This window comes from Caulobacter sp. P4_E5, assembly GCF_056401555.1.
The window spans coordinates 1-23,173 of record NZ_JBFUJD010000086.1 but is presented as its reverse complement, the minus strand read 5'-3'; the positions used below and the strand labels follow the sequence as shown (position 1 = coordinate 23,173).

Annotated in this window: 17 protein-coding genes and 1 pseudogene; 11 read left to right on the top strand and 7 right to left on the bottom strand. The window is 68.9% G+C overall.

The features are described from left to right. Positions 1 to 194 (top strand): annotated as a pseudogene (locus tag AC1DSO_RS21060) (IS110 family transposase); the annotation flags it as partial. Positions 195 to 277: 83 nt separating this feature from the next. On the opposite strand, the gene AC1DSO_RS21055 reads toward AC1DSO_RS21060, so the two are convergent. Further along, positions 278 to 805 (bottom strand): CinA family protein, encoded by a 528-nt coding sequence (locus AC1DSO_RS21055; RefSeq protein ID WP_477070669.1) that lies wholly within the window; start codon positions 803 to 805, stop codon positions 278 to 280. A 259-nt stretch (positions 806 to 1,064) separates the two neighbouring features. Between AC1DSO_RS21055 and AC1DSO_RS21050 the strand changes: the two genes are divergently transcribed. Further along, complete coding sequence (locus AC1DSO_RS21050) at positions 1,065 to 2,192, top strand: pectinesterase family protein (protein WP_477070668.1); 1,128 nt, start codon at positions 1,065 to 1,067, stop codon at positions 2,190 to 2,192. Positions 2,193 to 2,206: 14 nt separating this feature from the next. On the opposite strand, the gene AC1DSO_RS21045 is transcribed toward AC1DSO_RS21050, so the two are convergent. Next, complete coding sequence (locus AC1DSO_RS21045; protein WP_477070667.1) at positions 2,207 to 2,833, bottom strand: TetR/AcrR family transcriptional regulator; 627 nt, start codon at positions 2,831 to 2,833, stop codon at positions 2,207 to 2,209. A gap of 108 nt (positions 2,834 to 2,941) precedes the next feature. Here AC1DSO_RS21045 and AC1DSO_RS21040 point away from each other — a divergent pair, with 108 nt between their 5' ends. From AC1DSO_RS21040 to AC1DSO_RS21030, 3 genes are read left to right on the top strand one after another with little or no spacing between them, the layout of a single operon-like run. Continuing rightward, positions 2,942 to 4,381 (top strand): efflux transporter outer membrane subunit, encoded by a 1,440-nt coding sequence (locus tag AC1DSO_RS21040; RefSeq protein WP_477070666.1) that lies wholly within the window; start codon positions 2,942 to 2,944, stop codon positions 4,379 to 4,381. A gap of 40 nt (positions 4,382 to 4,421) precedes the next feature. Further along, the gene (locus AC1DSO_RS21035) at positions 4,422 to 5,546 is read left to right on the top strand and encodes an EmrA/EmrK family multidrug efflux transporter periplasmic adaptor subunit (protein WP_477070665.1); all 1,125 of its coding nucleotides are present in this window, start codon (positions 4,422 to 4,424) and stop codon (positions 5,544 to 5,546) included. 38 nt (positions 5,547 to 5,584) lie between these two features. Continuing rightward, positions 5,585 to 7,141 (top strand): DHA2 family efflux MFS transporter permease subunit, encoded by a 1,557-nt coding sequence (locus AC1DSO_RS21030; RefSeq protein WP_477070664.1) that lies wholly within the window; start codon positions 5,585 to 5,587, stop codon positions 7,139 to 7,141. Here the strand turns inward: AC1DSO_RS21030 and AC1DSO_RS21025 are convergent. Continuing rightward, positions 7,138 to 10,452, bottom strand: a complete 3,315-nt coding sequence (locus tag AC1DSO_RS21025) for an ATP-binding protein (RefSeq protein ID WP_477070663.1) — start codon at positions 10,450 to 10,452, stop codon at positions 7,138 to 7,140. The two genes, AC1DSO_RS21030 and AC1DSO_RS21025, sit on opposite strands and share 4 nt — an antisense overlap. 369 nt (positions 10,453 to 10,821) lie before the next feature. Between AC1DSO_RS21025 and AC1DSO_RS21020 the strand changes: the two genes are divergently transcribed. Next, positions 10,822 to 11,784 (top strand): glucokinase, encoded by a 963-nt coding sequence (locus AC1DSO_RS21020; protein ID WP_477070662.1) that lies wholly within the window; start codon positions 10,822 to 10,824, stop codon positions 11,782 to 11,784. A gap of 25 nt (positions 11,785 to 11,809) precedes the next feature. Here AC1DSO_RS21020 and AC1DSO_RS21015 read toward each other — a convergent pair whose 3' ends face one another. The 4 genes from AC1DSO_RS21015 to AC1DSO_RS21000 form a co-directional block, all read right to left on the bottom strand. Then, on the bottom strand, positions 11,810 to 13,039 hold the full coding sequence (locus AC1DSO_RS21015; protein ID WP_477070661.1) for a hypothetical protein: 1,230 nt from the start codon (positions 13,037 to 13,039) through the stop codon (positions 11,810 to 11,812). A gap of 109 nt (positions 13,040 to 13,148) precedes the next feature. Next, positions 13,149 to 13,505, bottom strand: coding sequence for a PilZ domain-containing protein (locus AC1DSO_RS21010; protein ID WP_477070660.1), 357 nt, complete (start codon positions 13,503 to 13,505; stop codon positions 13,149 to 13,151). 127 nt (positions 13,506 to 13,632) lie between these two features. Continuing rightward, positions 13,633 to 16,647, bottom strand: a complete 3,015-nt coding sequence (locus AC1DSO_RS21005) for a TonB-dependent receptor plug domain-containing protein (protein WP_477070659.1) — start codon at positions 16,645 to 16,647, stop codon at positions 13,633 to 13,635. Between the two features lie 170 nt (positions 16,648 to 16,817). Beyond that, positions 16,818 to 18,623 carry an amidohydrolase family protein gene (locus tag AC1DSO_RS21000; protein ID WP_477070658.1) on the bottom strand — a complete coding sequence of 602 codons (1,806 nt, stop codon included), beginning with the start codon at positions 18,621 to 18,623 and terminating at the stop codon, positions 16,818 to 16,820. A gap of 338 nt (positions 18,624 to 18,961) precedes the next feature. Here AC1DSO_RS21000 and AC1DSO_RS20995 point away from each other — a divergent pair, with 338 nt between their 5' ends. The 5 genes from AC1DSO_RS20995 (at position 18,962) to AC1DSO_RS20975 (ending at position 23,078) form a co-directional block, all read left to right on the top strand. Continuing rightward, positions 18,962 to 19,378, top strand: a complete 417-nt coding sequence (locus AC1DSO_RS20995) for a DUF6766 family protein (protein ID WP_477070657.1) — start codon at positions 18,962 to 18,964, stop codon at positions 19,376 to 19,378. A gap of 152 nt (positions 19,379 to 19,530) precedes the next feature. Beyond that, positions 19,531 to 21,525 (top strand): TonB-dependent receptor, encoded by a 1,995-nt coding sequence (locus tag AC1DSO_RS20990; RefSeq protein WP_477070656.1) that lies wholly within the window; start codon positions 19,531 to 19,533, stop codon positions 21,523 to 21,525. A gap of 299 nt (positions 21,526 to 21,824) precedes the next feature. After that, entirely contained in the window at positions 21,825 to 22,088 is a 264-nt protein-coding gene (locus tag AC1DSO_RS20985) for a hypothetical protein (RefSeq protein WP_477070655.1), read from the top strand. 76 nt (positions 22,089 to 22,164) lie between these two features. Next, complete coding sequence (locus AC1DSO_RS20980; protein WP_477070654.1) at positions 22,165 to 22,404, top strand: hypothetical protein; 240 nt, start codon at positions 22,165 to 22,167, stop codon at positions 22,402 to 22,404. Between the two features lie 194 nt (positions 22,405 to 22,598). Beyond that, positions 22,599 to 23,078, top strand: a complete 480-nt coding sequence (locus tag AC1DSO_RS20975) for a DUF305 domain-containing protein (RefSeq protein WP_477070653.1) — start codon at positions 22,599 to 22,601, stop codon at positions 23,076 to 23,078. Positions 23,079 to 23,173 lie beyond the last annotated feature (95 nt).

The window sequence follows — 23,173 nt, the reverse complement described above, 5'->3', positions numbered from 1 at the left end:
GCCGAAAACGCGTCCGCGACGCCCTCTACATGGCCGCCGTCGCCGCCTCCCGCTCCAACAGCCGCTTCAAGGCCGCCTACCAAGCCCTGCGAAACGCCGGAAAACCCCCAAAGCTGGCCTTCATCGCCATCGCCCGAAAGCTCCTCGTCACCGCAAACGCCCTCCTGCGCGACCAACTCTCATTCCAGCCGTAAACACAGTTGCCGGCTCTACGGCCCGCTACGCGGCCCTTCGGCCGGGATGACAAGAGGAAGGGTGTTCAATTGAGGACGGATCTTTAGGCGGCGTCGCGCGCCGAGCCCTCGATTGCGGCGCGCAGCATGTCGAGCCCGGCGTCCAGGCAAGCGATCCGGACCGCGCCGCGACCCACGTCGCCGAAGTGGTGCTCGGTCACCTGGACGCTCCCGCCGCGCCGCGCGACGCCCAGGAAGACCAAGCCGGGTTCGTCGTCCGGTCCGCCGCGCCCGGCGAAGCCGGTGACCGAGAGGGCGACGTGGGCCTCCGACGCCTCCAGCGCGCCGAGGGCCATCGCCCGGGCGACCGGCGCGGACACCACGCCGTGCTCGGCGATCAGATCGGCGGGAACCCCCAGCAGCTGGTTCTTGGCCTGGTCGGTATAGGTGACGAAGCCGCGGTCAAAGGCATGCGCGCAGCCGTCGACGTCGGTCAGCAGCGAGGCGAACAGCCCGCCCGTGCAGCTCTCCGCCGTGGCCAGGGTGAGTTCGCGGTCGCAGGCGCTCTTCAGGACATGCTCGACCTTGCGCTCGACCTCGGGCGGCAGGGTAGGGGAGAGGGTTTCGGTCATCGCCGCGGCGCTCCGTACTCGTACCTTTCCGCAACGCTCAAGGTCGCTCCTGTGCTCCGCGAGGTTGCCCTTGACGGAAATTCCGAGCCCGTGCATCTCGCCGACAGCCGCCGCGACGCCATTGATGTCCATGTGCGCACCGGCTGGCGGTTCAATTTCGGGCCGCGGTATTCGTTCCAGGTCTCAGGATCGCTATCCTCACGCCGAGGGGTGTCGGCTGTCGGGGTCGGGCGCCCGCCCCATTCGAGTGAGAGGCGTCATGTCGCTGATCCTTCCTTCGCGCCATTGGCCTTCGCGCAGGGGCGTCCTGGCCGGCGTGGTCGCCCTGGCCTCTGGCGGCTCGACGCTCGCGGCGTCGCGCTATGACGCCGTGTTGTGGCGCGGGCAGGGGAAGGCGCCCGTCGCCGCGCCGATCTATCCGACCCTTTCGGCGGCGGTCGCCGCCGCGCCGACGGACGGGACGCGGCCGTTCCGCATCCTGATGACACGCGGGGTCTGGGACGAGCAGGTCGTGATCGACAAGCCGTTCGTCCATCTGGTCGGCGAGGACCGGAAGGCCTCGGTGATCAGCCACTTGGCCGCCTCGGGCCTGACTGCGCCGGACGGCAAGCGCTGGGGCACGTTCCGCACCCCGACCCTGTTCGTGCGCGCGCCGGACTTCGCCGCCTGCAACCTCACCATCCAGAACGCCTTCGACGGCCTGGCCGAGATGACCAAGCCCGGCGGCCTGCACTCGCACGACGGGGCCGGTCCGCAGGCCGTGGCGCTGATGCTGGACAAGGGCTCCAACCGGGCGCGGCTGACGGAAGTCGATATTCTGAGTTACCAGGACACCCTGTTCCCGGACGCGGGCCGCAGCCTGTTCGAGCGTTGCCTGATCACCGGCAGCTACGACTTCATCTTCGGCGCGGGGATCGCGCTCTTCCGCGACTGCGAGATCCGGTCGCGGCCGCGACCCGTCGATCCGATCGACGGCTACGTCGTCGCGCCCAGCACGCGCATCGACCAGCCGTTCGGCTTCGTCTTTCAGACCTGTCGCCTGACCAAGGAGCCGGGGACGAAGAAGGGCTCGGTCTATCTGGGCCGACCCTGGCGGCCCTCGAGCCAATTCCCCGACGGCCGCTACGGCGATCCGAAATCCGTCGGCGCGAGCGCCTTCCTCGACTGCTGGATGGACGACCACATCGCCCCGGCCGGCTGGACCGAGATGTGGTACACGGGCAAGGACGGCAATCGCCGCACCATGCTGCAGCCAGAGGACGCGCGGTTCTCGCAATATCGCCCGCGCGGCCCCGGTGCAGCGAGCTTTCCGCGTGGTCGCACGCTGACCAAGGCGGAGGCCAAGGCGATGAGCATCGACGCGGTGCTGGCGGGCTGGAAGGTCTAAGGCTTTGCCACCGCTCAGGCGGTTCGGCGACCGAACGCGGCGATGAAGGTGTCGACCGCCGCCGCGACCTCGGTGTCGACCTCGGCCGGGGTCGGTTCGCCGACATAGTTGGTCAGGCGAGCCTTTAGCAGGCGGTTCTGGCAGAGGCCGATGAACTGATGGGCCGCGACGACCGGATCGGCGGCCTGGATATGCCCCTCGTCCCGCATCCGCGCCAGAAATTCGCCGAGGATCGCCGCGCCCCGCCGGGGCCCGGCCTCGTAGAAGGCCTTACCCAGGTCGGGCGAGCGCTCGGCGGCGGCCACGATCAGGCGGAAGTGGCGCATGTTGCGGTCCGACAACACGTTGGACACGTAGCGGCGGCCCACATTGGTCAGAACCGTCTTCAGATCCGCGCTGTCGTCCAGCAGGCCGAACATCACGTCGCGCTGCCAGTCGCAATAGCGCTCGATATGGGCCTGGAAGATTTCTTCCTTACTTTTGAAATAGTTGTAGAGCGTGCTCTTCGACCCGCCGACCCGCGCGGCGATGGTCGACATCGAAGCCGCGTCGTACCCTTCTTCCAGGAACACTTCGGCGGCGACGTCGAGGATGGCCTCACGGCGGGCGTCGCGATCCAGGCGGGGTTTGGCGTCGATCATCATAATTCTTCCAACCGTACGGTACGGTCACCTTGACGGTGGGGCAAGTGCGGCATATTTGCGGCTACGCATATGACTATACCGTACGGTCACATCAAGGCGCCGCCCATGCCGTCTCTCTCCGCCGCCGCTCTCCGTCGTCACGGTCCGTATCTCGCGGCCGCCAGCGCTCTGGTGCTGGCCGCCTGCGCCAGTCTGCCGCCAGCTCAGCCGGCGCGGGTGGCCAAGGCTCCACAAGCCTACGAGGCCGCCCAGACCCTGGCCGCGCCCGCCGCCGAATGGCCGGCCGACGCCTGGTGGCGCGGCTATGGCGACGCCCAGCTGAACGCCCTGGAGGACGAGGCCCTGAAAGGCTCGCCCAGCCTGGCGGCCGCCGAGGCCCGCCTGCGCCGCGCCCAGGCCCAGATCGCCCAGGCGCGCTCGGCCGACCTGCCGCAAGTCTCGCTTGGCGCCAGCGCCGCCGAGGCCAAGCAGAGCTACAACGCCGGCATCCCGCCGGCCTTCGTGCCGCACGGCTACAATGACACTGGCCGCGTCGCCCTCGACTTCAGCTGGGAGCTGGACTTCTGGGGCCGGAACCGCGCGGCCGTCACCGCCGCCACCTCCGAGGCCAGGGCCGCCCAGGCCGACGCCGCCCAGGCGCGCCTGACCCTGTCGACGGCCGTCGCCTCGACCTATGCGGAGCTGGCCCGCCTCTACGCTCAACGCGACGTCGCCGAGCAGGCCGTGCGACTGCGCCAGGAGACCAGCGACCTGGTCGCGCGCCGGGTCGCCAACGGTCTCGACACCCGCGCCGAGAGCGAGCAGGCGAGGGCGGGGCCGCCGACCTCCAAGGCCGAGCTGTCGGCCCTGGACGAGCAAATCGCCCTGACCCGCAACGCCCTAGCCGCCCTGGTTGGCGCGGGTCCCGATCGTGGGCTGGCGATCGACCGGCCCGGCGAGACGACGCTGAAGCCGTTCGGCCTGCCGGCCAATCTGCCCGCCGACCTGATCGGCCGCCGGCCCGACGTGGTCGCCGCCAAGTGGCGGGCCGAGGCCGCCACGGCCCGCACCCGCCAGGCCAAGGCCGCCTTCTATCCGGACATCAACCTGGCCGGCTTCGTGGGCGTCCAGTCGCTCTATCTCGACAAGCTGTTCTCCAGCGGCTCGGACATCGGCCAGGTCGGGCCGGCTTTGCGCCTGCCGATCTTCGAAGGCGGCGCCTTGCGGGCCGGCCTGCGCGGCGCCGAGGCCGACCGCGACGCGGCGGTGGCCGCCTATGACGGCGCCCTGACCCAGGCCCTGCGCGAGGTCGCCGACGCCGCCGCCAGCGAGAAGGCCCTGGCCTCGCGCCTGGTCGACGCCCGCGCCGCCCTGGCCGCCAACGAGAACGCCTACCGCATCGCCCGCCTGCGCTACGAAGGCCAGCTGTCGACCTACCAGTCGGTGCTGCTGGCCGAGCAGGCGGTCCTAACCCAACGCCGGGTCGTCGCCGACCTGGAGAGCCGCGCCTTCGCCCTCGACATCGCCCTGGTCCGCGCCCTCGGCGGCGGCTTCACCGGCGCCTGAACCCGATTCTCACAGCATCCGCTCGCTAGGACTTCCTCCCATGTCCGACACCGCTCAACCCGCCACCCAAAACGCCGCGAATGGCAGGCGCCGCCGTCAACTGACCCTGCTGGGCGGCGCCGTCGCCGTCGGCCTGGTCGGCTATGGCGCCTGGTGGCTGGCGTTCGACTCCCACTATGTCGAGACCGACGACGCCTATGTCGGGGCCGAGACCGCCCAGGTCACCGCCCTGTCGCCTGGCCCTGTGGCCAAGATCTTCGTCTCGGAGACGCAGAGCGTGAAGGCCGGTGATCCGCTGGTCGTCATCGACGACGCCGACGCCCGCATCGCGGTCGCCCAGGCCGAAGCGGCGCTGGGCCAGGCCGAGCGCAAGGTGAAGGCCTACTTCGCCAGCGACACCGCGCTGGCTGGCCAGTTCGATGCACGCCAGGCCGACGTCCAGCGGGCCGACGCCCAGATCCTGGCCGCCAGGGCCGACGTCGAGCGGGCTCGGGTCGACCTCTCGCGCCGCCAGGCCCTGGTGGGCGAGGGCGCCGTGTCGGGCGACGAGCTGACCACCGCCCAGAACCGGCTCGCCAACGCCCAGGCCGCCCTGACCGTGGCCCAAGCTGTTCGCGCCCAGACCCTGGCCAGCCGCGAGGCCGCCGTCGGCACGCGGGAGGCCAACACCGTGCTGATCTCCGGCGTCTCGGTCGTGGAGAACCCCGAAGTGAGGGCCGCCCAGGCCCGGCTGGACGCCGCCCGCCTGAGCCTGGCCCGGACCGTGGTCCGCGCCCCGACCGACGGGTTGGTCGCCCGCAAGTCGGTGCAGGTCGGCCAGCAGGTCGCCATCGGCGCGCCGCTGATGTCGGTGGTCCCGACCACCCAGGCCTATGTCGACGCCAACTTCAAGGAAGTGCAGCTGGACAAGGTGGTCCCCGGCCAGCCGGTGACCCTGGTCTCGGACCTCTACGGCGGCCGCGTGAAGTTCCACGGCAAGGTCAAGGGTCTGGCCGGCGGCACGGGGTCGGCCTTTTCGCTGATCCCGGCCCAGAACGCCTCGGGCAACTGGATCAAGGTGGTGCAGCGCGTGCCCGTGCGGATCACCCTAGACCCCGCCGAACTGGCCAAGCACCCGCTGCGAGTTGGCCTGTCGATGAAGGCCAAGATCGACGTCGCCCAATAGCCGGGCCCAGTAGGCAAGCGTAGTCGAGGAGCAGCCCCATGGCGTCCGAACAAACTCAGGCGGCGGGTCCGCCGCCGATGACCGGGATCCTCCTGGCCGTCACCTCGATCGCCCTGGCGCTCGGCACCTTCATGCAGGTGCTGGACAGCACCATCGCCAACGTCTCGATCCCGACCATCGCCGGCAATCTCGGCGTCAGCTCCAGCCAGGGCACCTGGGTGATCACCGCCTTCGCCGTGGCCAACGGCGTCTCGGTGCCGCTGACCGGCTGGCTGATGGGCCGCTACGGGGTGGTGAAGACCTTCGTGGCCTCGGTGATCCTGTTCACGATCGCCTCGTTCCTGTGCGGGATCTCCTGGAATCTGTCGTCGCTGATCTTCTTCCGGATCCTGCAAGGCGCGGTGTCGGGGCCGATGATCCCAGGCTCGCAAGCCCTGCTGATCATGATCTTCCCGCCCAACAAGCGCGGCACGGCCCTGGCCATCTGGTCGATGACCACCCTGGTGGCCCCGATCTGCGGACCGATCCTGGGCGGCTACATCTCGGACAACATTTCCTGGCCGTGGATCTTCCTGATCAATGTGCCCGTCGGCATCCTCTGCGCCGTCGTTTGCTGGCGCAACATGGCCAGCCGCGAGACCCCCACCCGCAAGCTGCCGATCGACCGCACCGGCTTCATGCTGCTGCTGGTCTGGGTCGGCGCCCTGCAGGTCATGCTGGACACCGGCAAGGAGGCCGACTGGTTCTCCTCGCCCGCCATCGTCGTCGAGCTGTGGATCGCGATCATCGGCTTCGTGGCCTGGGTGATCTGGGAGCTGAACGAGAAGCACCCGATCGTCGACCTGTCGCTGTTCCGCTCCAGCAATTTCGCGATCGGCACGCTGGCCTTCTGCCTGGGCTACGCGGTGTTCTTCGGCAACAACCTGCTGCTGCCGCTGTGGCTGCAGACCCGCATGGGCTACATCGCCACCTGGGCCGGGCTGGTGGCCGCGCCGAGCGGCGTGGTGGCCGTGCTCCTGACGCCGTTCACCGCGCGGCTGATGGCCAAGGTCGACGCCCGCTGGCTGGCGACCCTGTCGCTGGCCGCGTTCGGCCTGTCGTTCTACATGCGCTCCGGCTACACGCCCGACGCCAGCTTCGCCGTGCTGGTCATGCCGATGCTGGTGCAGGGCGTGGCTATGAGCACCTTCTTCATCTCGATGGTGACCATCTCGCTGAACGGAATCCCGCCGCAGCAGACGCCGCAAGCCTCGGGCCTGTCGAACTTCTCGCGGATCACCGCCGGCAGCTTCGCCGCTTCGCTGGCGACGACCATCTGGGATCGCGGCGAGGCCGTGCACCAGACGCGGCTGGCCGAGACCATGGGGGCCACCAACCCGGCCTGGGTCGACGCGGTCAACAAGTTGCAGGCGGCGGGCATGACCCACCTCCAAGCCGTGGGGGCCGTCACCCAGCAGGTGATCAACCAGGCCTATCTGCTGGCGGCGCTGGACTTCTTCCGGGTCTCGGCCTGGCTGTGCGTGATCCTGATCCCGATGATCTGGCTGACCCGCAAGGCGATCAGCGGCGGCGGGGCTCACGCGGCGGCGGACTAGGTCTCTGCAAGCGCGACCTTCGCCGACAGCGGCAGGCGGATCGCGCAGCGCAATCCCTCTGGCAAGAAGCGAAGGTCAACCCCGCCGCCCAGTTCGCGCGGCAGACCCTGTTCCAACAGGCGCGAGCCGAACCCGCGCCGCGAGGGCGGGGTGACCGAAGGCCCGCCCGTCTCCCGCCAATCGACGAGGATCTGGCCGTCGCCATCTAGCGCCCAGGCCACGTCTACACGGCCGTCAGCCGTCGACAGGGCGCCATACTTGGTGGCGTTGGTGGCCAACTCGTGGAACGCCATGTTGACGGTGACGGCGGCGTTGGGACCGAGCCGGACGGAGGGTCCCGTCAGGGCCACGCGCGCTTGCTCGCCGGCGGGAAGGTGCACGCCGAGGGTGCGGCGGATCACATCCATCAGGTCCGCGCCGCGCCAGGCGCTGGCCGTCAGCAGTTCGTGCGCGCGCGACAGGGCATGGATCCGCGCCTGGAAGGTGTCGGCGAAGGCCGCCGGGTCTTGGGTGTATCTCAGCGTCTGGATGGCGATCGATTGTACGGTGGCCAGGGTGTTCTTGGCCCGGTGGTCCACCTCGGCTAGCAGCAGCGTCTGGCGCGCCTCGGCGGCCTTGCGCTCGGTAATGTCCAGGGTCACGCCGGCGAAGTGGACGGCGCGGCCCTGGTGGTAGGTCGCGCGCCCCCGGGCCATCACCCAGCGGACGGTGTTGTCGGGGTTCAGGATCCGGTACTCGAGCTCCAGATCCTCGCCCGAGGCGATCGCCTGTTGGATCTCGTTGTGGCGGCGCTCGCGATCCTCGGGATGCACATGTGCGATGACGTCGTCATAGTGTTCGAACGGGTCGTCGGGCCGCAAGCCGAACAGGGCGCGGCAGTGGTCGGAGACGGTGATGCGACGGGTGGCGACATCCATCTCCCAGCTGCCCAGCCGCCCCGCCTCGAGCGCGAACTCCAGCTGCTTCTGGCTCTGACGCAGCGCCGCGCGGCCGCGTGCGGCGATCATCTCGGCCCGCAGCGCCTGCTCGCGACGCGCGGCCTGGCGGCGCTGGCGAGCCAGGCGCACCGCCCCGTCGACCCGAGCCCGGAGCTCGCGCGCGCTGAACGGCTTGACCAGGTAGTCGTCGGCCCCTGCGGCCAACCCTTCGACCCGCGCCTCCTCGCCGGCCCGCGCCGACAGCAGGATGACCAGCAGTCCTTCCAGCCGCGTCTCGGCGCGCAGGGCGGCCAACAGGCCAAAGCCGTCCAGCCCCGGCATCATCACGTCGCTCAGCACCAGGTCGGGCGGTGGACCTCGCAGCGCCGCCTCCAGGGCCGCCTGGCCATCGGACACCGCCTCGACCGCGTAGCCGCCGGCTTCCAGCAGCCGTTTGACGTAGGCGCGCATGTCGGCGTTGTCGTCGGCTAGCACCACGCGGGGGCGGCCCTCGATCAGGCCGCCGAAGTCATCCGCCGCCTCGGCCACGCCCGATGGCGTCGCGTCCTCGACGTCGGGCAGCCATCGCATCGCCTCGGCGACGAAGGCTTCGGCATGGACGCTGGCGTCGGTCAGGGTTTGGCGGTTCGAGACTTGGTCGCGCGGCAAATGCGCCGCGCCCAGTGGCAGGCTGACCGTGAAGGCGCTGCCTTCGCCGAGTTGGCTGCTCACCGACACCGCGCCGCCATGCAGCTTGGCCAGTTCCTCAACCAGGGCCAGGCCGATGCCGCTGCCCTCGTGGGTGCGTCCGCCCTGGCCCTCGATCCGGTGGAAGCGCTCGAACACGCGAGGCAGTTCGGCCGCGGCGATGCCGACGCCGGTGTCCTCGACGATCAGCTCGACCCGACCGTCCACGCGGCGCAGGCGGACCGCGACCCCGCCTTCCAGCGTGAACTTGAAGGCGTTGGAGAGCAGGTTGAGGACGATCTTCTCCCACATCTCGCGGTCGACATTGACCGGCTCCGGCAGCGGCGGGCAATCGACCACCAGGGCCAGGCCCGCCCGCTCGCAGGCCGAGCGGAAGTTGCTGGCCAGCTCGGCGGTCAGGCCGGCCAGATCCGTGGGCTGGAAGGCGGCGCGGGATCGTCCGGCCTCCACGCGCGAGAAGTCCAGCAGCGAATTGACCAGCTTGAGCAGGCGCAGGGCGTTGCGATGGGCTACGGTCAAACGTTCGCGCTGGGCCGGCGGCAGGTCGCCGCCCGCCTCGAGCGCATCCTGGATGGGGCCCAGCATCAGGGTCAGCGGCGTGCGGAACTCATGGCTGACGTTCGAGAAGAACGCGGTCTTGGCCTGATCGAGAGCGGCCAGCATCTCGGCGCGCTGGCGGGCTTCCTCGTAGCCGCGGGCGCTGGCCAGTCCCGCGCCCACGGCCGAGGCCAGCAAACCGAGAAAGCCGCGATAGGCCTCGTCCAGCGGCAGGCGCGCGCTGGCGCCGACCATCAGCAGGGCCTGCGGCCGCGCCATGTCGGGCGCGGGGATGGGGAAGGCCAGGGCGGCGCTCGGAGATTCCTCGTAGGGACCGCGGGCTGCGCCGTGGCCGGGCTGTGGCAAGGTGACCTCGATCGGCTCCCGCGCCATCGCCAGGGCCTCGACCGGCCAGGGCGTGGCGGCGTCCTCGGCCAGAACCGCCGGCGCGATCGGATCGTCGGGCGCGACGCCGGCGGATCCCGCCAGACGGTAGGACCCGTCCAGGGCGTCCAGCGCGTAGAACAGGACGAACGGCAGGTCGAAGGCGTGCTCGCCGATGATCGCCAGGATGTTGTCGAACACCTGGCGGGTGGTGCGCGCCTCGGCCAGGCGGGCGTTCAGGTCGCGCAGCAGGCGCGCGCGGCGCTCGGCCAGCATGCTGGCGGTGGTCTCGGTGACCGGGTGGAACAGCCCGCCGATCCCGCCGCTCTCGTCGCGGATCGGGCTGAGCGAGAAGGTGAAGAAGGTCTCTTCCAGATAGCCGTTGCGGAACAGGAACATCCGCTGGTTCTCGAGGAACGAGGTCTCGCCGGCCAGGGCGCGGTGGAACGGTTCGCCGATCGCCGGCCAGGCCGAGGCCCAGGTCACGGTGTAGGGCTCGCCCAGCGCCTGCGGGTGGGCCGCGCCGCAGACCACGCGATAGCCGTCGTTGTAGATCTGGCAGTGCTCGGGGCCCCAGATGATGTTGATCGGGAAGTTCGAGGCCAGGCACAGGCTGACGGTGGTGCGCAGGCTTTGGGGCCAGGCGTCAATCGGGCCCAGTGGGGTCGTCGACCAGTCGGTCTCGCCGATCAGCCGCGCCATCTCGCCGCCGCCGGAGAGGAAGGCGGAGTCGCCCGCGACCCTGACGCCGTTACGACTGGTCATACCCTGGTCCGAGACCGGCCACGCCGCTCGAGGAGATGCTCGCGGCGACGGCCGATCCAGAAACCGTATCGACCGGTTTGGGGGCGGGCAACGTCAATGGCGAGCCCGGCCTAGACTGCGCGCGGAGCGGGAGCTGTCGAAAAACGACCACCATCACTGCCGGCCAAGGCTTTTCGGGCGTTATGACCTCCGAAGCCTGCGACGACGCGCCGCAGGGCGGCAGGGCGTTCGATGCTTCGTCATGAGCAGGGACGGCGCGGGCGCCCGCGATGACCAAAGTCTTTTGTCGCACCGGTTGCGACGCTTTCGCGCATTGGCCCATAGTGTGACTCCGGCGACTGTGGTTCCGCGCCCGAGGAGATCGATCGCATGAGTTTGCCGCATGATCCGGTCCCGCATGTTCTGTTGGCGGACGTGGATGGCCGTAGCGCCAGGATCGTGTTGGCCCAGCGCGGGTCTCCGCCGACCGAGATCACGACAGTCGAGTGCGCTAGCCAGGACCAGTTGATCGAGACCCTGGCCGCGATCCGCGCCGCCTTCGACGGCCCGGTCCTTGGCGCCGCTATCGCCGCGCCCGGCCCTAGCCTCGACGGCGTCATTCAGCTGACCCATTCGCCCATGCGCCTGGAGGCGGCGGTTCTGTCCGAACGGCTGGGCCTGAACCGCCTGCACCTGGTCAACAATTTCACGGCCAGAGCCTTGGCGGTGCCGCTGCTGGGACCGGACGCCATGGAGCAGATCGGCGACGGTTCCCCGCATCGGGACGCCCCCGCCGGCGCCATCGGGCCCTCCGCGACGGGTCTGGGCATGTCGATCCTCAACCCCGACGGCTTCGTCGGCTGGATGGCCGCCGCCGCCGAGGGCGGGCACGCGGACCTGGCTGCCGCCAACGACCGCGAGGCCGACGTGATCCGCGTGCTGCGCGACCGCCATGGCCACGTCTCGGCCGAGTGCGTGCTGTCGGGCGAAGGCGTGCTCGATGTGGCGCTGGCCCTGTCGACCCTGGCCGGCAAGCCCGAGCGTCCCGAAAATCTGGACGTGCTGCTGGCGGCCGCCCGCAATGGCGACCCTCAGGCCCGCGAGGTCTTCGCCCTGGTCTCGGGATGGCTGGGCGCGGTATCGGGGAACCTGGTTCTGATCGCCGGCGCGCGCAGCGGCGTCTACATCATCAGCGCGATCGTGCTGTCCTGGGGCGAAATGCTGGACCGCGCCATCGTCCGCGAGCGTTTCGAGGCCAAGGGCCGGATGGCCGCCTATCTGCGCGACGTGCCGTTCTATCTGGTCAACGAGCCGAACTGCGGCCTGCTGGGCCTGTCGGCGCTGTTCAACTAGAGCAGACGCGGCCGAACTGGCCGCCTCACACCACGTCGACCCAGTTGCGGTAGGGCAGGTTGAGGGCCGGGCAGGCGACTTCGCCGGTCGGGGCGTTCGACAGGGGCGCGATCATCGGGCCGCTGAGGAACGGGGCCTTCAGGCGCCGGCAGAGGTCCAGCTCCTTGAGGCTGTTGACCATGGCCACGCCCTGCCAGACCCGCTTGGCGCGGTACATGGCCGGATCCTTCAGGAAGCGGGCGATCGTCGCCAGTCGGGCGCGTTCGTCCGCGCCTTCCAGCACCAGGGTGACGCTGTGCACCGCGCCGGCCGGCAGGCTCTCGATGCGGAAGCCCGGGTCCTTCACGTGCAGGTCGATCAGCGAGAAATAGGGATTGAGGAAATTGCGGATCTGGCCGATCGCGCCGTAAGACGGCTCGCGCGGCACGTCATAGACGCTGGCCGCCATGCGGGGGCGCAGGCCGCGCGGAAACTTTTCGATATAGGACCGGTAGCTTTCGCGCACCGATGGCTTGATCAGCGACGAGAAGCAGAACGGCAGGAAGATGTAGCCCGGCCGTTGCTGGCTCAGCTGTTCCAGCGCCGAGTCCAGGCAGGCCTTGTCGCGGGCAGTCACGTCGGCGTCCTCGATCGCGCCGAAACCGACATTGTCCCAGGCTTGGCGCCAGTCGACGCCGCTGCCGACGAAGCGCTCCTTGGTCAGGTAGTAGATGCCCCACCAGCCGGTGTTCGGCGCCGAGACGTCCAGCAGTTCGTCGATGCCGCCCAGCGGCGGCTCCGGCTCGATCGCCGCCAGTTCCTCGGCCGGGGGCGCGCCCTCCAACGGGCCGCCCGGAGGCGCGATGCTGGTGACGGAGTCCGGCGTGATCTTGCAGACCCGCCCGGAGAACTGGCCGTCGTCTTCGCCGGCCAGCAGCGCCTTGAGGACGTCGGCATGGGTGCTGGCGAACCGCATGACGTCGGTCTGGTCGCCCTCGAACATCAGGAGAGCGACGTCGCCCGAGCCCTTTTCGCCGAACATCTTGAAGTGCAGGTCCCGCGCCAGCTTTTGCAGCTCGTGGGCGTCCAGCCGCATCGCGCGGGGATCGGCCAGCACGAAGGAGTAGGGGGCGACAAGGCCATAACGTCTCGGCCAGACCCACTCCGACTCCAGATAGGCGCTAGCAACCTTGGCCACGAGCGTGGCCATGGTTTCGGAATCGGCGAACCGCAGATCCTCACCGACGAAAATCTTCAGGCAGGCAATCGCTGTCATGGACCTAGGATGGCGGGTTTATTCTCTGAAATCCATTGGGAGTTGCGGTCCAGTCGTCGCGACCAGACGTCGCAAGCACGGCGAGGCCCGAGCGCGACGCGCCAAAAGCCTATGAAGCCCAGCGGCGCGACGGCCAGTGGAGGGCATCGCGGCCCAGATCGGTGGCGGACTTGATGACACGATAACGAACGCCTTCCTGGACGAAGCGGACGCCGATCTCGGTCTCGCTCCGCCAGACCACGGCGACCCGGTGGCTGAAGCCGGTGGCCGGATCGACCAGGACGACATAGTGGGGAAACGTCGCGCCCTTGCCGACCACGATCCGCGCGCCGCCTTCGGAAACGTCCGCAAAGGCGCATTTTCGCGCGACGGCGCCGTCGCCGACATAGACAGGGCTGTGGTCGTGGTAGCGGGGATGGACCCGACGGTYCGCGCCGTCCGCGCTGGAATCGATGATCGACGTCATGACCCAAACGCTAAGGCGCGGAGGGTTAATCGGCGTTATCGTTCAGGTTGCGGCGTGTTGTCCCACGCGAACAGCGCGTGGTCTAGTTTGAAGTCCGCGCTCCCCCGAAGGGGAGCGCGGTAGGCGGTTAGAAGCTCTTGCGGATGCTGGCGTAAACGTACCGACCATAGGGTTGGTACATCGCGCCGAGGTAGCCGTTCGACGACAGGGGCGGGGCCTCGTTCGTCAGGTTGCGCACGCCCAGCTTCAGGCGGGTGTTGGCCGCCCAGCCCTCGGTGAAGGCATACTGGCCGTAGACGTTCGCCGTGACCTGGGAGTCGATGATCCACGGGGCGCCAGCCGAATCCAGCAGAGCCGTCTCGTCGACGTCCGACAGGTACTGGGTGAACACGCCGATCGACATCTGATCGAGGCTCCAGGTCGCCGAGGCGGTCCACTTCCAGTCCGGCTTGCCGTTCTGACGGATGTAGCTGCCGCCGCCGTTGATCGTGGTGCCGGCGTTGATCGTGCCCGCCCCGCGCGCCGCCAGCAGCGCCGCGATCTGCGGCGAGGGCTGCTGGTAGAACTTGATCAGGTGGGCGCCGTTGACCGTGACGTCGAAGTCGCCGAACCGCGTGCCGTGCTTGCGCCACATCACGGCGACGTCCACGCCGCGGGCTTCCTGCGGCAGGGTGTTGACGTACTGATCCTTGACGTAGAGCACCGTGCCGACCGGGGCCAGGCCGGTGCCGGCGAAAGCCGCGATGTCGTCAGCCGTCGGATTGGCGCGGACGACGTTGGCGTTCGACCCGCCGCCGACCCGCTGCAGATAGTCCTGGATCAGGGCGTTGCCCTCGCCGAACAGGCCGACGATGCCCTTCTGCTTCACGCGCCAGTAGTCGGCGGTGATGGTGAACGAACCGAAGTCCGACGGGATGAACTTCGGCTCGAACACGAAGCCGAAGCCCATGGTTTCGGAATCTTCCGGCTTCAGGTCGGGATTGCCCGAGCGCTGCGCCTGGACGCTGAGCGTGCGGGTGCAGTTGCTGAAGCTGGTGATCCGCCCGGCGCGCAGGTCGGCCTCGCAGCGCACGTAGTCGGTGCGGGTGTTGGCGCGGGTGACGACGGTGGCGTTGATCTGCTCGAGGTTCGGGGCCTTGAAGCCTTGAGCCCAGGAACCCCGCACGCGGAAGCCGTCGACCAGGTCCCAGGCCACGGCGACCTTGGGCTTGGCGACCGAGCCGACGTCGCTGTACTTCTCGGCGCGGCCGGCCAGCTGGACCTCGACGCTGCGGACCAGCGGGATGCTCATCTCCGGCGAGATCACCGGCACGGCGAACTCGATATAGGCCGAGCTGACCTTGCGCGAACCCTTGGTGTCGGGCGACGGGCTGGTGCCGATCAGGTCGCTGCCATAGACGAGGCCCGTGACCGCGTTGGTGTAGGTGATCGTGCCGTCGACGTGGGCGTCGCGGTCGTCATGCTGGGTCTCGCGGCGCCATTCGACGCCGGCGGCCACGCCGACGTCGCCGCCGGGCAGTTGGAACAGGTCGGCCTTCGAGACCCGGAAGTCCCACGAGGCCAGCGAGCTGGTGCTTTCGCGGATGGACTTGATGCGGATCGCGTCGATCGCGGCCTGGCTGCTGGGCGTGGCGTCGCCGACGCTGGGATTGGCCACCGTGCCGCCGTTGAACGGGTTGTAGGCGTCGGGGGTCGACAGGGCGAGCTGCTTCTGCAGCGCCGTGGCGCTGATGCCGTCCGAGACGTCCTTGACCTTGGCTTGCGAGTACAGCAGCGCCGACTCCCACTTCCAGCCCAAGGCCTGGCCACGCAGGCCGGCCAGGAAGCGGGTCTGGTCGTTGGTGACGTCGACCCGCTGCTTGCCCGCGTCGACGAAGTTGTAGTTGTTCAGGGTCACGGCGAGACCGCCGGCGGGGGCGTTGATCCCGGCCAGCCGGTTCGGGTTGGCCGCGCCGTTGGCGAAGGTGACCGGACCGAAGGGGTTCCAGTAGTTGGAGGCGGGCGCGGTCAGCACCTGGGCCGAGGAGGTCGACACAGGAGCTTGGAAGGACCGTGTCTTGGCGTGATAGACGCCGACCTCGCCAAAGGCGGTGATGGTGTCGGTGATTTCGTAGTTGCCGCTGACGAAGACGTTCAGACGCTTCAGCGCCGGCATGACCGTCAGGTCGGTGGCGGCGGCGTCGTAGCGCAGGTTGCGATCCTCGCCCGAGGTGGCCAGTGCGCCGTCATCGATGCTGATGCCCGCGCCCACGGCGGCCAGGCTGCCCGGGTTGCTGGTCGGCTGGATGTGGAAAGCGCCGGCCGAGCTGGTGATCAGGCTCGTGCCGACCCGCACCGCCGAGGCGGCCGTGAAGCTGCCCCACGGGGTCAACGTAACGCGGCCGTCGAGCGTTGCGGCGCTGTCGAACCGCGTGCCGCTGAACAGGACGCGCTTGTCGGCCGAGGCGGTATAGGTCTGGTCCAGCGATCGCAGGGCGGTGCGCTTGTCGTAGCCGACATAGGCGGTCACGTTGCCGCGTTCGAAATTGTGGCCGAACAGGCCGTTGAACTCATATTCCTTGAGGTTCGCGCCCTTGGCGGCGCCGTACTGGGCCTCGACGTCGACGCCGTCGAAATTGTCCTTCAGCACGGTGTTGACCACGCCGGCCACGGCGTCGGTGCCGTAGATGGCCGCCGCGCCGTCGCGCAGCACTTCCAGGCGCTTCAGGCCCGAGGTCGGGATGGCGTTGGTGTTGTAGGTGAGGGTCGGCACCAGGCTCGTGCCGTCGGCCTGGCTGGTCGGGTGGGCGACCACGCGGCGGCCGTTCAGCAGCACCAGGGTGTTGCCCGAACCGAGGTTGCGCAGGTTCACCGAGCCGATGTCGCCGCGCGCCGAGTTGCTGCTGCCCGGCAGGTAGCTTGAGTTGTAGTTCACGTCGCCCATCTGCGGGATGGCGCGGAACAGGTCGTCGCCGGAGCTGGCGGCCACGGCGTCCAACTGCTTGGCGTCGACGACGGTGACGGGCAGGGCGGCGGTGGCCTTGGCGCCTTCGATGCGCGAGCCGACGACGACGATTTCCTCGACGGTGCTGTCCGGCGCGGCGGCGGTCTGGGCGACGGCTTGACCGCCCCAGGCCGCGCAAAGCGCCGAAGTCGCAAACATAGTCGCGCGAAGCGCTCTGGAGTTAGTCATAAAACAGTCCCCTCACTTGAAGTCTTCGCTTTAGACAGCAAATTCGTAAATACAACGTGTCGTCGTTATTACGTAATTCTTATAGATTGGTTGTGTCGCTGCTATCTATGCTAACTATTTCTGAAAGTAGATGAATCGCCCTAGTAGAGACCGACGTTATCTATTTCCATCCACAGCTTCTCGCCGCCCTTGCGGCCGCCCATGAACTCGACCTCGGTCAGGTCCGATCCGGTCCATTCGCCCTTGGCGCCGCGCTCGCCGGCCGGCTTGAGGGCCGAGAACGGGATCTCCACGGTCTTCCAGGCCGAGCCCGCCGCGAACGGCGCCGACCAGCGGCCGACCGACGTGCTGACGCCCAGGGCGTAGTCGCCGTCGCCGCGCACCTCGAAGCGCACGCCCTTGAAGGCGCGGGCGTCGACGGGCTGGATCGAGCCGCGCGTCAGCGGGATGATCACCCCGGCATAGGGGCGAGGCTTCATCGACATGCGGGCGTTGATCGACAGGGCGTGGCCCTGGTCGCCGCGCGCGATCACCTGGCTGACCTCGACGGTGCGATCGAGGCCGCCGTCCGGATCGTCGGTGCGCAGGGTGTCGAGGCTGGAGCGGCCGTCGGCGCGCTCGAAGTCGTCGATCGCGGCGGCGGCCGCGATCGAGGCCAGGGTCGTGGCTTGATTGGCCGTCATCGGCGGCGCGCCCGGGCCGAAGACCAGCTTGCCGTCGATCAGCACCCGGTCGGTCTTGCGCACGTCGCTGATCGTCTTCCAGGGCTCGCCCTTGATCAGGACGAGGTCGGCGCGCTTGCCTTTCTCGATCGTGCCGCGATCGCCCAGCAGGTTGATCACCTTGGCGCTCAGAGCGGTGCCGGCCATCAGGGCCTGCGTCGGCGTGAGACCCGCGCGGACCATCAGCTCCATCTCGTGCAGGGTCGAGACGCCGTGCGGCGTGCCGGGCATGCCCGCGTCGGTGCCCAGGGCGATGACCACGCCCGCGTCGTTCAGCGCCTTGGCGTTGTGCAGGGCGTTGTCGAACTTGCGGAAGCTCTGCTTGACCGTGGGGTTCTCGTCGGGATCGCGCGGCGGCTGGCCCGGCTTGACGGGTTCATAGACAGCCAGGGTCGGGGTGTCGGCGGTGCCGCCCGCCTTGAGGATGTCGATCGCCTCGGCGTCGAGGCGACGGTCCTGCAGGCTGTGGGTGATGACGTCGACCTTGGCGCGGCCGGCGACCTCGCCGCGATCGACGCTGACGGTGTGGGTGAAGACCTTCAGGTCGTTCTTGTGGGCCTCGTCGACCAGGGCGGTCAGGGTCCACTCGTCCATGCTGGTGTTGTCGGGCGCGACGCCATAGCGCCAGCCGTCGGTGAAGGCCTTGATCAGGTCGGGCTTGTACGGGACCAGCGCCCGAACCGCGGCGCGCGCCGCCTCGGGCGTGTTGACCCACTTGGTCGTGGCCGTGTCGGCCCAGTCGGCGCCGTGACCACCGGGCGTGCTCATGCGGGCCGCGAAGTTTACGTGCGGGGCGACCAGGGTCGACAGCCACTGGCGGCGCGGCGCGAACGACTCCGGCGCGGCGTTGAAGTCGCTGACCGTGGTGACGCCGGCCGAGACGTAGGCGGTGGCGATCTGCGGCGTCGTGGCGGGGACGCCGCCCGGCGTCCAGTGGGTGTGCAGGTCGAAGAAGCCCGGCAGCAGGGCCTCGCCCTTGGCGTCGATCACCTTGGCGCCGCGCGGCGCCTTCACGTTCGGCCCGACGTCGGCGATGCGGCCGTCGCGGATGATCACATTGGCCGGATGCGGCGCCGCGCCAGTGCCGTCGAACACCGTGGCGCCCATGATCGCGACCACGTCGGCATTGGCGGACTTGGCCGCTTGAGCCACCCCGAAGGCGGCTACGCCGAGGATCCCGGCCAGCGCCGTCGCGCCGAAAAAGCTGATCCGGACTGGCTTCATGATGGTGCGATCCCCTGACGTCGCGCACTGCGATACCAGACCGACGGGCGAGACCGCCGTTTCCGCCGGTCCTTCGCGAAACTTTTTGGATTTCTCGTGCGGCGACGCCGGAGGGGGCGAGGCGCTGGTTCGCGAACTTTTGGAAGGGGTCGGGAGTTCAGTGGTTTCGCGCCATGAGAGGGAGAAGATGTCCCGACCCATCGGTCCTCAGCCCGTTTCCGGCGACGAGGGCAGCACCCGAAGAATCGGCCTGCCCGGCTTACCGAGGCCCTGGACCGGCCGGGCTTCGCCCACATGGACGGCAGCTTGAGCCTGACGCCGCTGGAGGAGGATTTCACATGAAGCGCTACGCCTATGCTTGGCTGACCGGGCTGTTCTTCTTCATCTCGATCGTCGGYCACTGGGCCTTCGGCTGGTTCGCCTTCGTCGACGAACAGCGGAGCCTGCACCAGGCGCCGCAACTCGCGCCCTACCTGGTCGAGATGGGGCGCGACACTTTCGAGAACTGGCAGTCGGAGTTCCTGCAGCTGATCTGGCAGGTCGTCGGCCTGGCCTACTTCCTCTATGTCGGCTCACCGTCTTCGAAGGAGAACGACGACCGCTCCGAGGCCAAGCTGGACGCCTTGATCCGGCTGCAGGCCGGCGAGCGGGCCGAGGACATCATCGCCGAGATCGACCGCCGCTTCCTGCGGACAGGCGGTCACTCCAAGCCGCACGGCCATGGCGCGGCGGATGTCGTCGTCGGCCGAGAGTAGCGAGCCGGGCGCTGCCAAACGCACCGCCATCCGGGGGTTTGTGATCAAAAAGACATCACCGGCCTCGTCTTCACGTCATCGCTAAAGATGGGCTTGGCTACGGTTATGATATAACATACTAAGCCGCAGTTCGCTTTTTCTGGAGAAGCCAAATGCGGCTGCGTTCGATGGTGTTGACGGCGTCCAGCGCTGGAGTCCTGCTGGGGTTGGGCGCGGGTGCGCACGCCCAGGACCTTGGGCATTCGGTGTCGGAGGTGGTGATCACCGCCTCGCCGCTGGCCGGCGACCCCGATCGCTTCGCGACCATCGTCGAGCAGGTGAGCCGCGACCAGGTCCTCAGCAATGGCGGCGCCAGCCTGGCCGACGCTCTGCGCAACGTGCCGGGCGTCGCCGGTACGGGCTTCGCGGCCGGCGCCAGCCGGCCGGTCATCCGCGGCATGGACGCCCAGCGCGTGAAGCTGGCCGAGAACGGCCTCTCCAGCTCGGACGTCTCGGACGTCGGCCCCGACCACGGCGTGCCGATCGATCCGCTCGCGGCCCAGCAGATCGAAGTGGTTCGCGGCGCGGCCACCCTGCGCTACGGCAGCCAGGCGATCGGCGGCGTGGTCAACGTCATCAACAACCGCATTCCCATGAAGCGGGTCGACGGGATCCAGGGCGAAGCCACCACGGCCTATTCCTCGAGCGCGTCGACCGGCGAGGGCACGGTCAGCCTCGACGCGGGGCAGGGCCCGTTCGCGGTCCACCTGGACGGCTTCGGGCGTCGGGCCAGCAACTACGACACGCCCGACGGCGAGCAGCCCAACTCGTTCTTCCGCGGCAACGGCTATTCCGGCGGCGCGTCCTACTTCTTCGGCGACGACAGCCGGGTCGGCGCCAGCGGCACGCACTACGCGGCCCGCTACGGCATCCCGTCCGACGACACCTTCATCCGCATGAAGCAGGACAAGGGCGCGTTCGGCGGGTCGTTCAAGTTCGGCCAGGGCCTGCTGCAGCGGCTGAACGTCGACGCCGGCTACGCCGACTACACCCACAGCGAAATCGATCCCGAAACCAACGAGGTCCTGTCCACCTTCAACAACAAGGAGTGGGACGGACGGATGGAGGCGCTGTTCGGCGCGATGGGGCCGCTTTCGGCCTCGGCGCTGGGCGTCCAGTTCCAGGACCGCAAGTTCAGCGCCCTCGGCGAAGGGGCCGACTACCTGCTGCCGACCCACACCCGCAGCGGCGCGGCCTTCGCCTTCGTCGAGGCGCCGGTGGGCGCCCTGCAGTTCCAGGGCGCGCTGCGCGTCGAGCGGATCCGCATCGACGGGACGCCGGCCACCGGGATCGAGACGCGGCGCAACTATACGCCGTTCAGCGCCTCGGCCGGCTTCACCTATGATGCTTCTGACACCCTGCGCCTGGGCCTGACGGCCGCCTCGGCGGCGCGGGCGCCGGCCCAGACGGAACTGTTCGCCCGCGGTCCGCACGACGGCCCGGCGACCTATGAAACCGGCGATCCCGACCTGAAGATCGAGCGCGCCAACTCGCTGGAGGCCACCGCGCGCTACAAGCTCGGCACGGCCGGCCGCATCGAGGCCTCGGTCTGGGGCGCGCGCTTCGACAACTATATCTACGGCGCGCTGACAGGCAGCCTCTGCGACGAGGACGGTGTCTGCGCCGCTGGTGGACCTGGTGAGCTGAAGGAGCTCAACTACGGCCAACGCGACGCCAGCTTCTGGGGTGTCGAGGCCAAGGCCTTCTTCCCGCTGACCTCGATCGCGGGCGGCAAGCTGTCGGGCCAGGTGCTGGGCGACTATGTCCGCGCCAAGTTCTCGGGCGGCGGCGGCGACGTGCCGCGGATCCAGCCGGGACGCTTCGGCGGCGGTCTCGACTGGGACAATGGCGCCTTTGACGCCAGCTTCCTGGTGCTGGCGGTGTCCTCGCAGGACCATATCGGCGTGGCCGACCTGGCGACCGACGGCTACACCTCGGTCGACGCCCAGCTGCGCTGGAAGCCGTTCAAGGCCAAGCCGGGGATCGAGCTGCTGCTGGTCGGCCATAACCTCGCCGACGAGACGATCCGCAACGCCACCGCGCTCAACAAGGACTCGGTGGTGATGCCCGGCCGCGACGTGCGGCTGGTGCTGAGCGCCAAGTTCTGAGGCCGAGCTCCCTCGGCGGGCGTCGCCCCGCCGAGGGACCTTCGCCGACGTCTTCGACCTCTTGACGCCGGCCGAGCGCGACCTAACTCATCGCTTGCCGCCGGGCGTCCAAAAGGCTCGGCCTTGGGGCGTGCGAACGCCGCCCCTCATGTCCAACTTGCTTTCGAGGAGATGGAAATGAGCACCGTGTTCGATTTTTCTCCGCTTCCTGACTCGCTGCTCGACCAAGTCGAGGCGGCCGCGCCAAGACCGGCGTCCAAACCGCGCCAGGCGGCTTAGACGGTGGGGAGCAGGACGCCATGCAACCACTCTCTGTTTCGACCAGAAGAACGCCGCCATGGCCGGTGCGGCCGGCCGTCGGCTTTCTGCATCCGCTAGAGGTCGTCAAGGACGACGATCTGGACGCCGCCGCCAAGCGCGAGATCCTCGCCGCCTGGGCGTCCGACGCCAGCGCCGTCGAGGATCGACCAACCCAGAGATGGCTCTTGGGAACCCCCGCGCCCGTGCCGCTCAGCGAGGTGCTCGCCGCGCTGGGCCGCCTCGACCGCGCCGAGTCCTCCTGAGTTGAGGCGGTCGGCCGGCGCGGGGAGGGCCGGCCGTCACTTCGCCCGTGAACGCCTAGTTTATTCGAGAATGACCATGCCGAGTCTAATCGTCGTGGAGCCGGCCGGAGACGCGTGGGCCGTCCGCAGCTCCCTCAGCGACAATCCCATGCTGTATCGCACCGGCGCCCGGGCCGAGAGCATGGCCCGCGACCTGGCCCATCGCCTGGCCGACGCCGGCGAGCCCGTGGTCCTGGAAATCCGGCTCCGTAACGGCGCCTCGGCGGGTCGATTTCTCTTCCCGCCCCGGATCGGTGGCGCGATCGTTGCGGCTTGATCGGCGCGACTATCACGACCGCCCATTAGAGCATTTTACGCGGCGTCCGGGCGGATCCCGCACCGCCTCGCGTGCCGCGACGATTTAATTTTCAGAACGGAACGTTGAGAGAATTCAGCGGTTTGTCGCGACATCCACGCGAAGCGAAGCACGGGCGCGCGCCGCCGGCCAAGCCCCAGCTCAGGAGATGTTCGATGGCCCAGGACCAGCACTCGCAAGACCATTCGCATCGCGCGCCCTACCAGCGCCTGGCGGCGATGACGGTCCTGTCGTTCCTGGCGATGTACGTCCTGATGTACGCCATGGTCGACAAGGTCTCGAACATCCATCCCAGCTTCAACCAAGCCTACATGGCCGGTCTGATGGCCGCGCCGATGGTGATGATCGAGCTGCTGCTGATGGGGATGATGTATCCGCGCAAGGGGCTAAACAGAGGGCTCCTGGCGGCCAGCCTGGCCGTCGGCCTGCTGTGCTTCGCGGCCATTCGCCAGCAGTGGCTGATCGGCGACCGCGAGTTCCTGCGCTCGATGATCCCGCACCATTCGGGGGCGATCCTGATGTGCGGCAAGGCCCCGCTCAGAGACCCCGAGCTCCGCCAGCTCTGCGCCGGCATCATCGAGGGCCAGCAGCGGGAGATCGACCAGATGAATGCGATGCTCGCCCGGGCGCGCTGAGGCCCCCTTCGGTCTAGGTGTCGCGCGCGGCGCCGCCATCCGCCACAATAGGCCAACCGACGCCTGGATCCCTCGCGCGAGGGATCCAGGCGTCG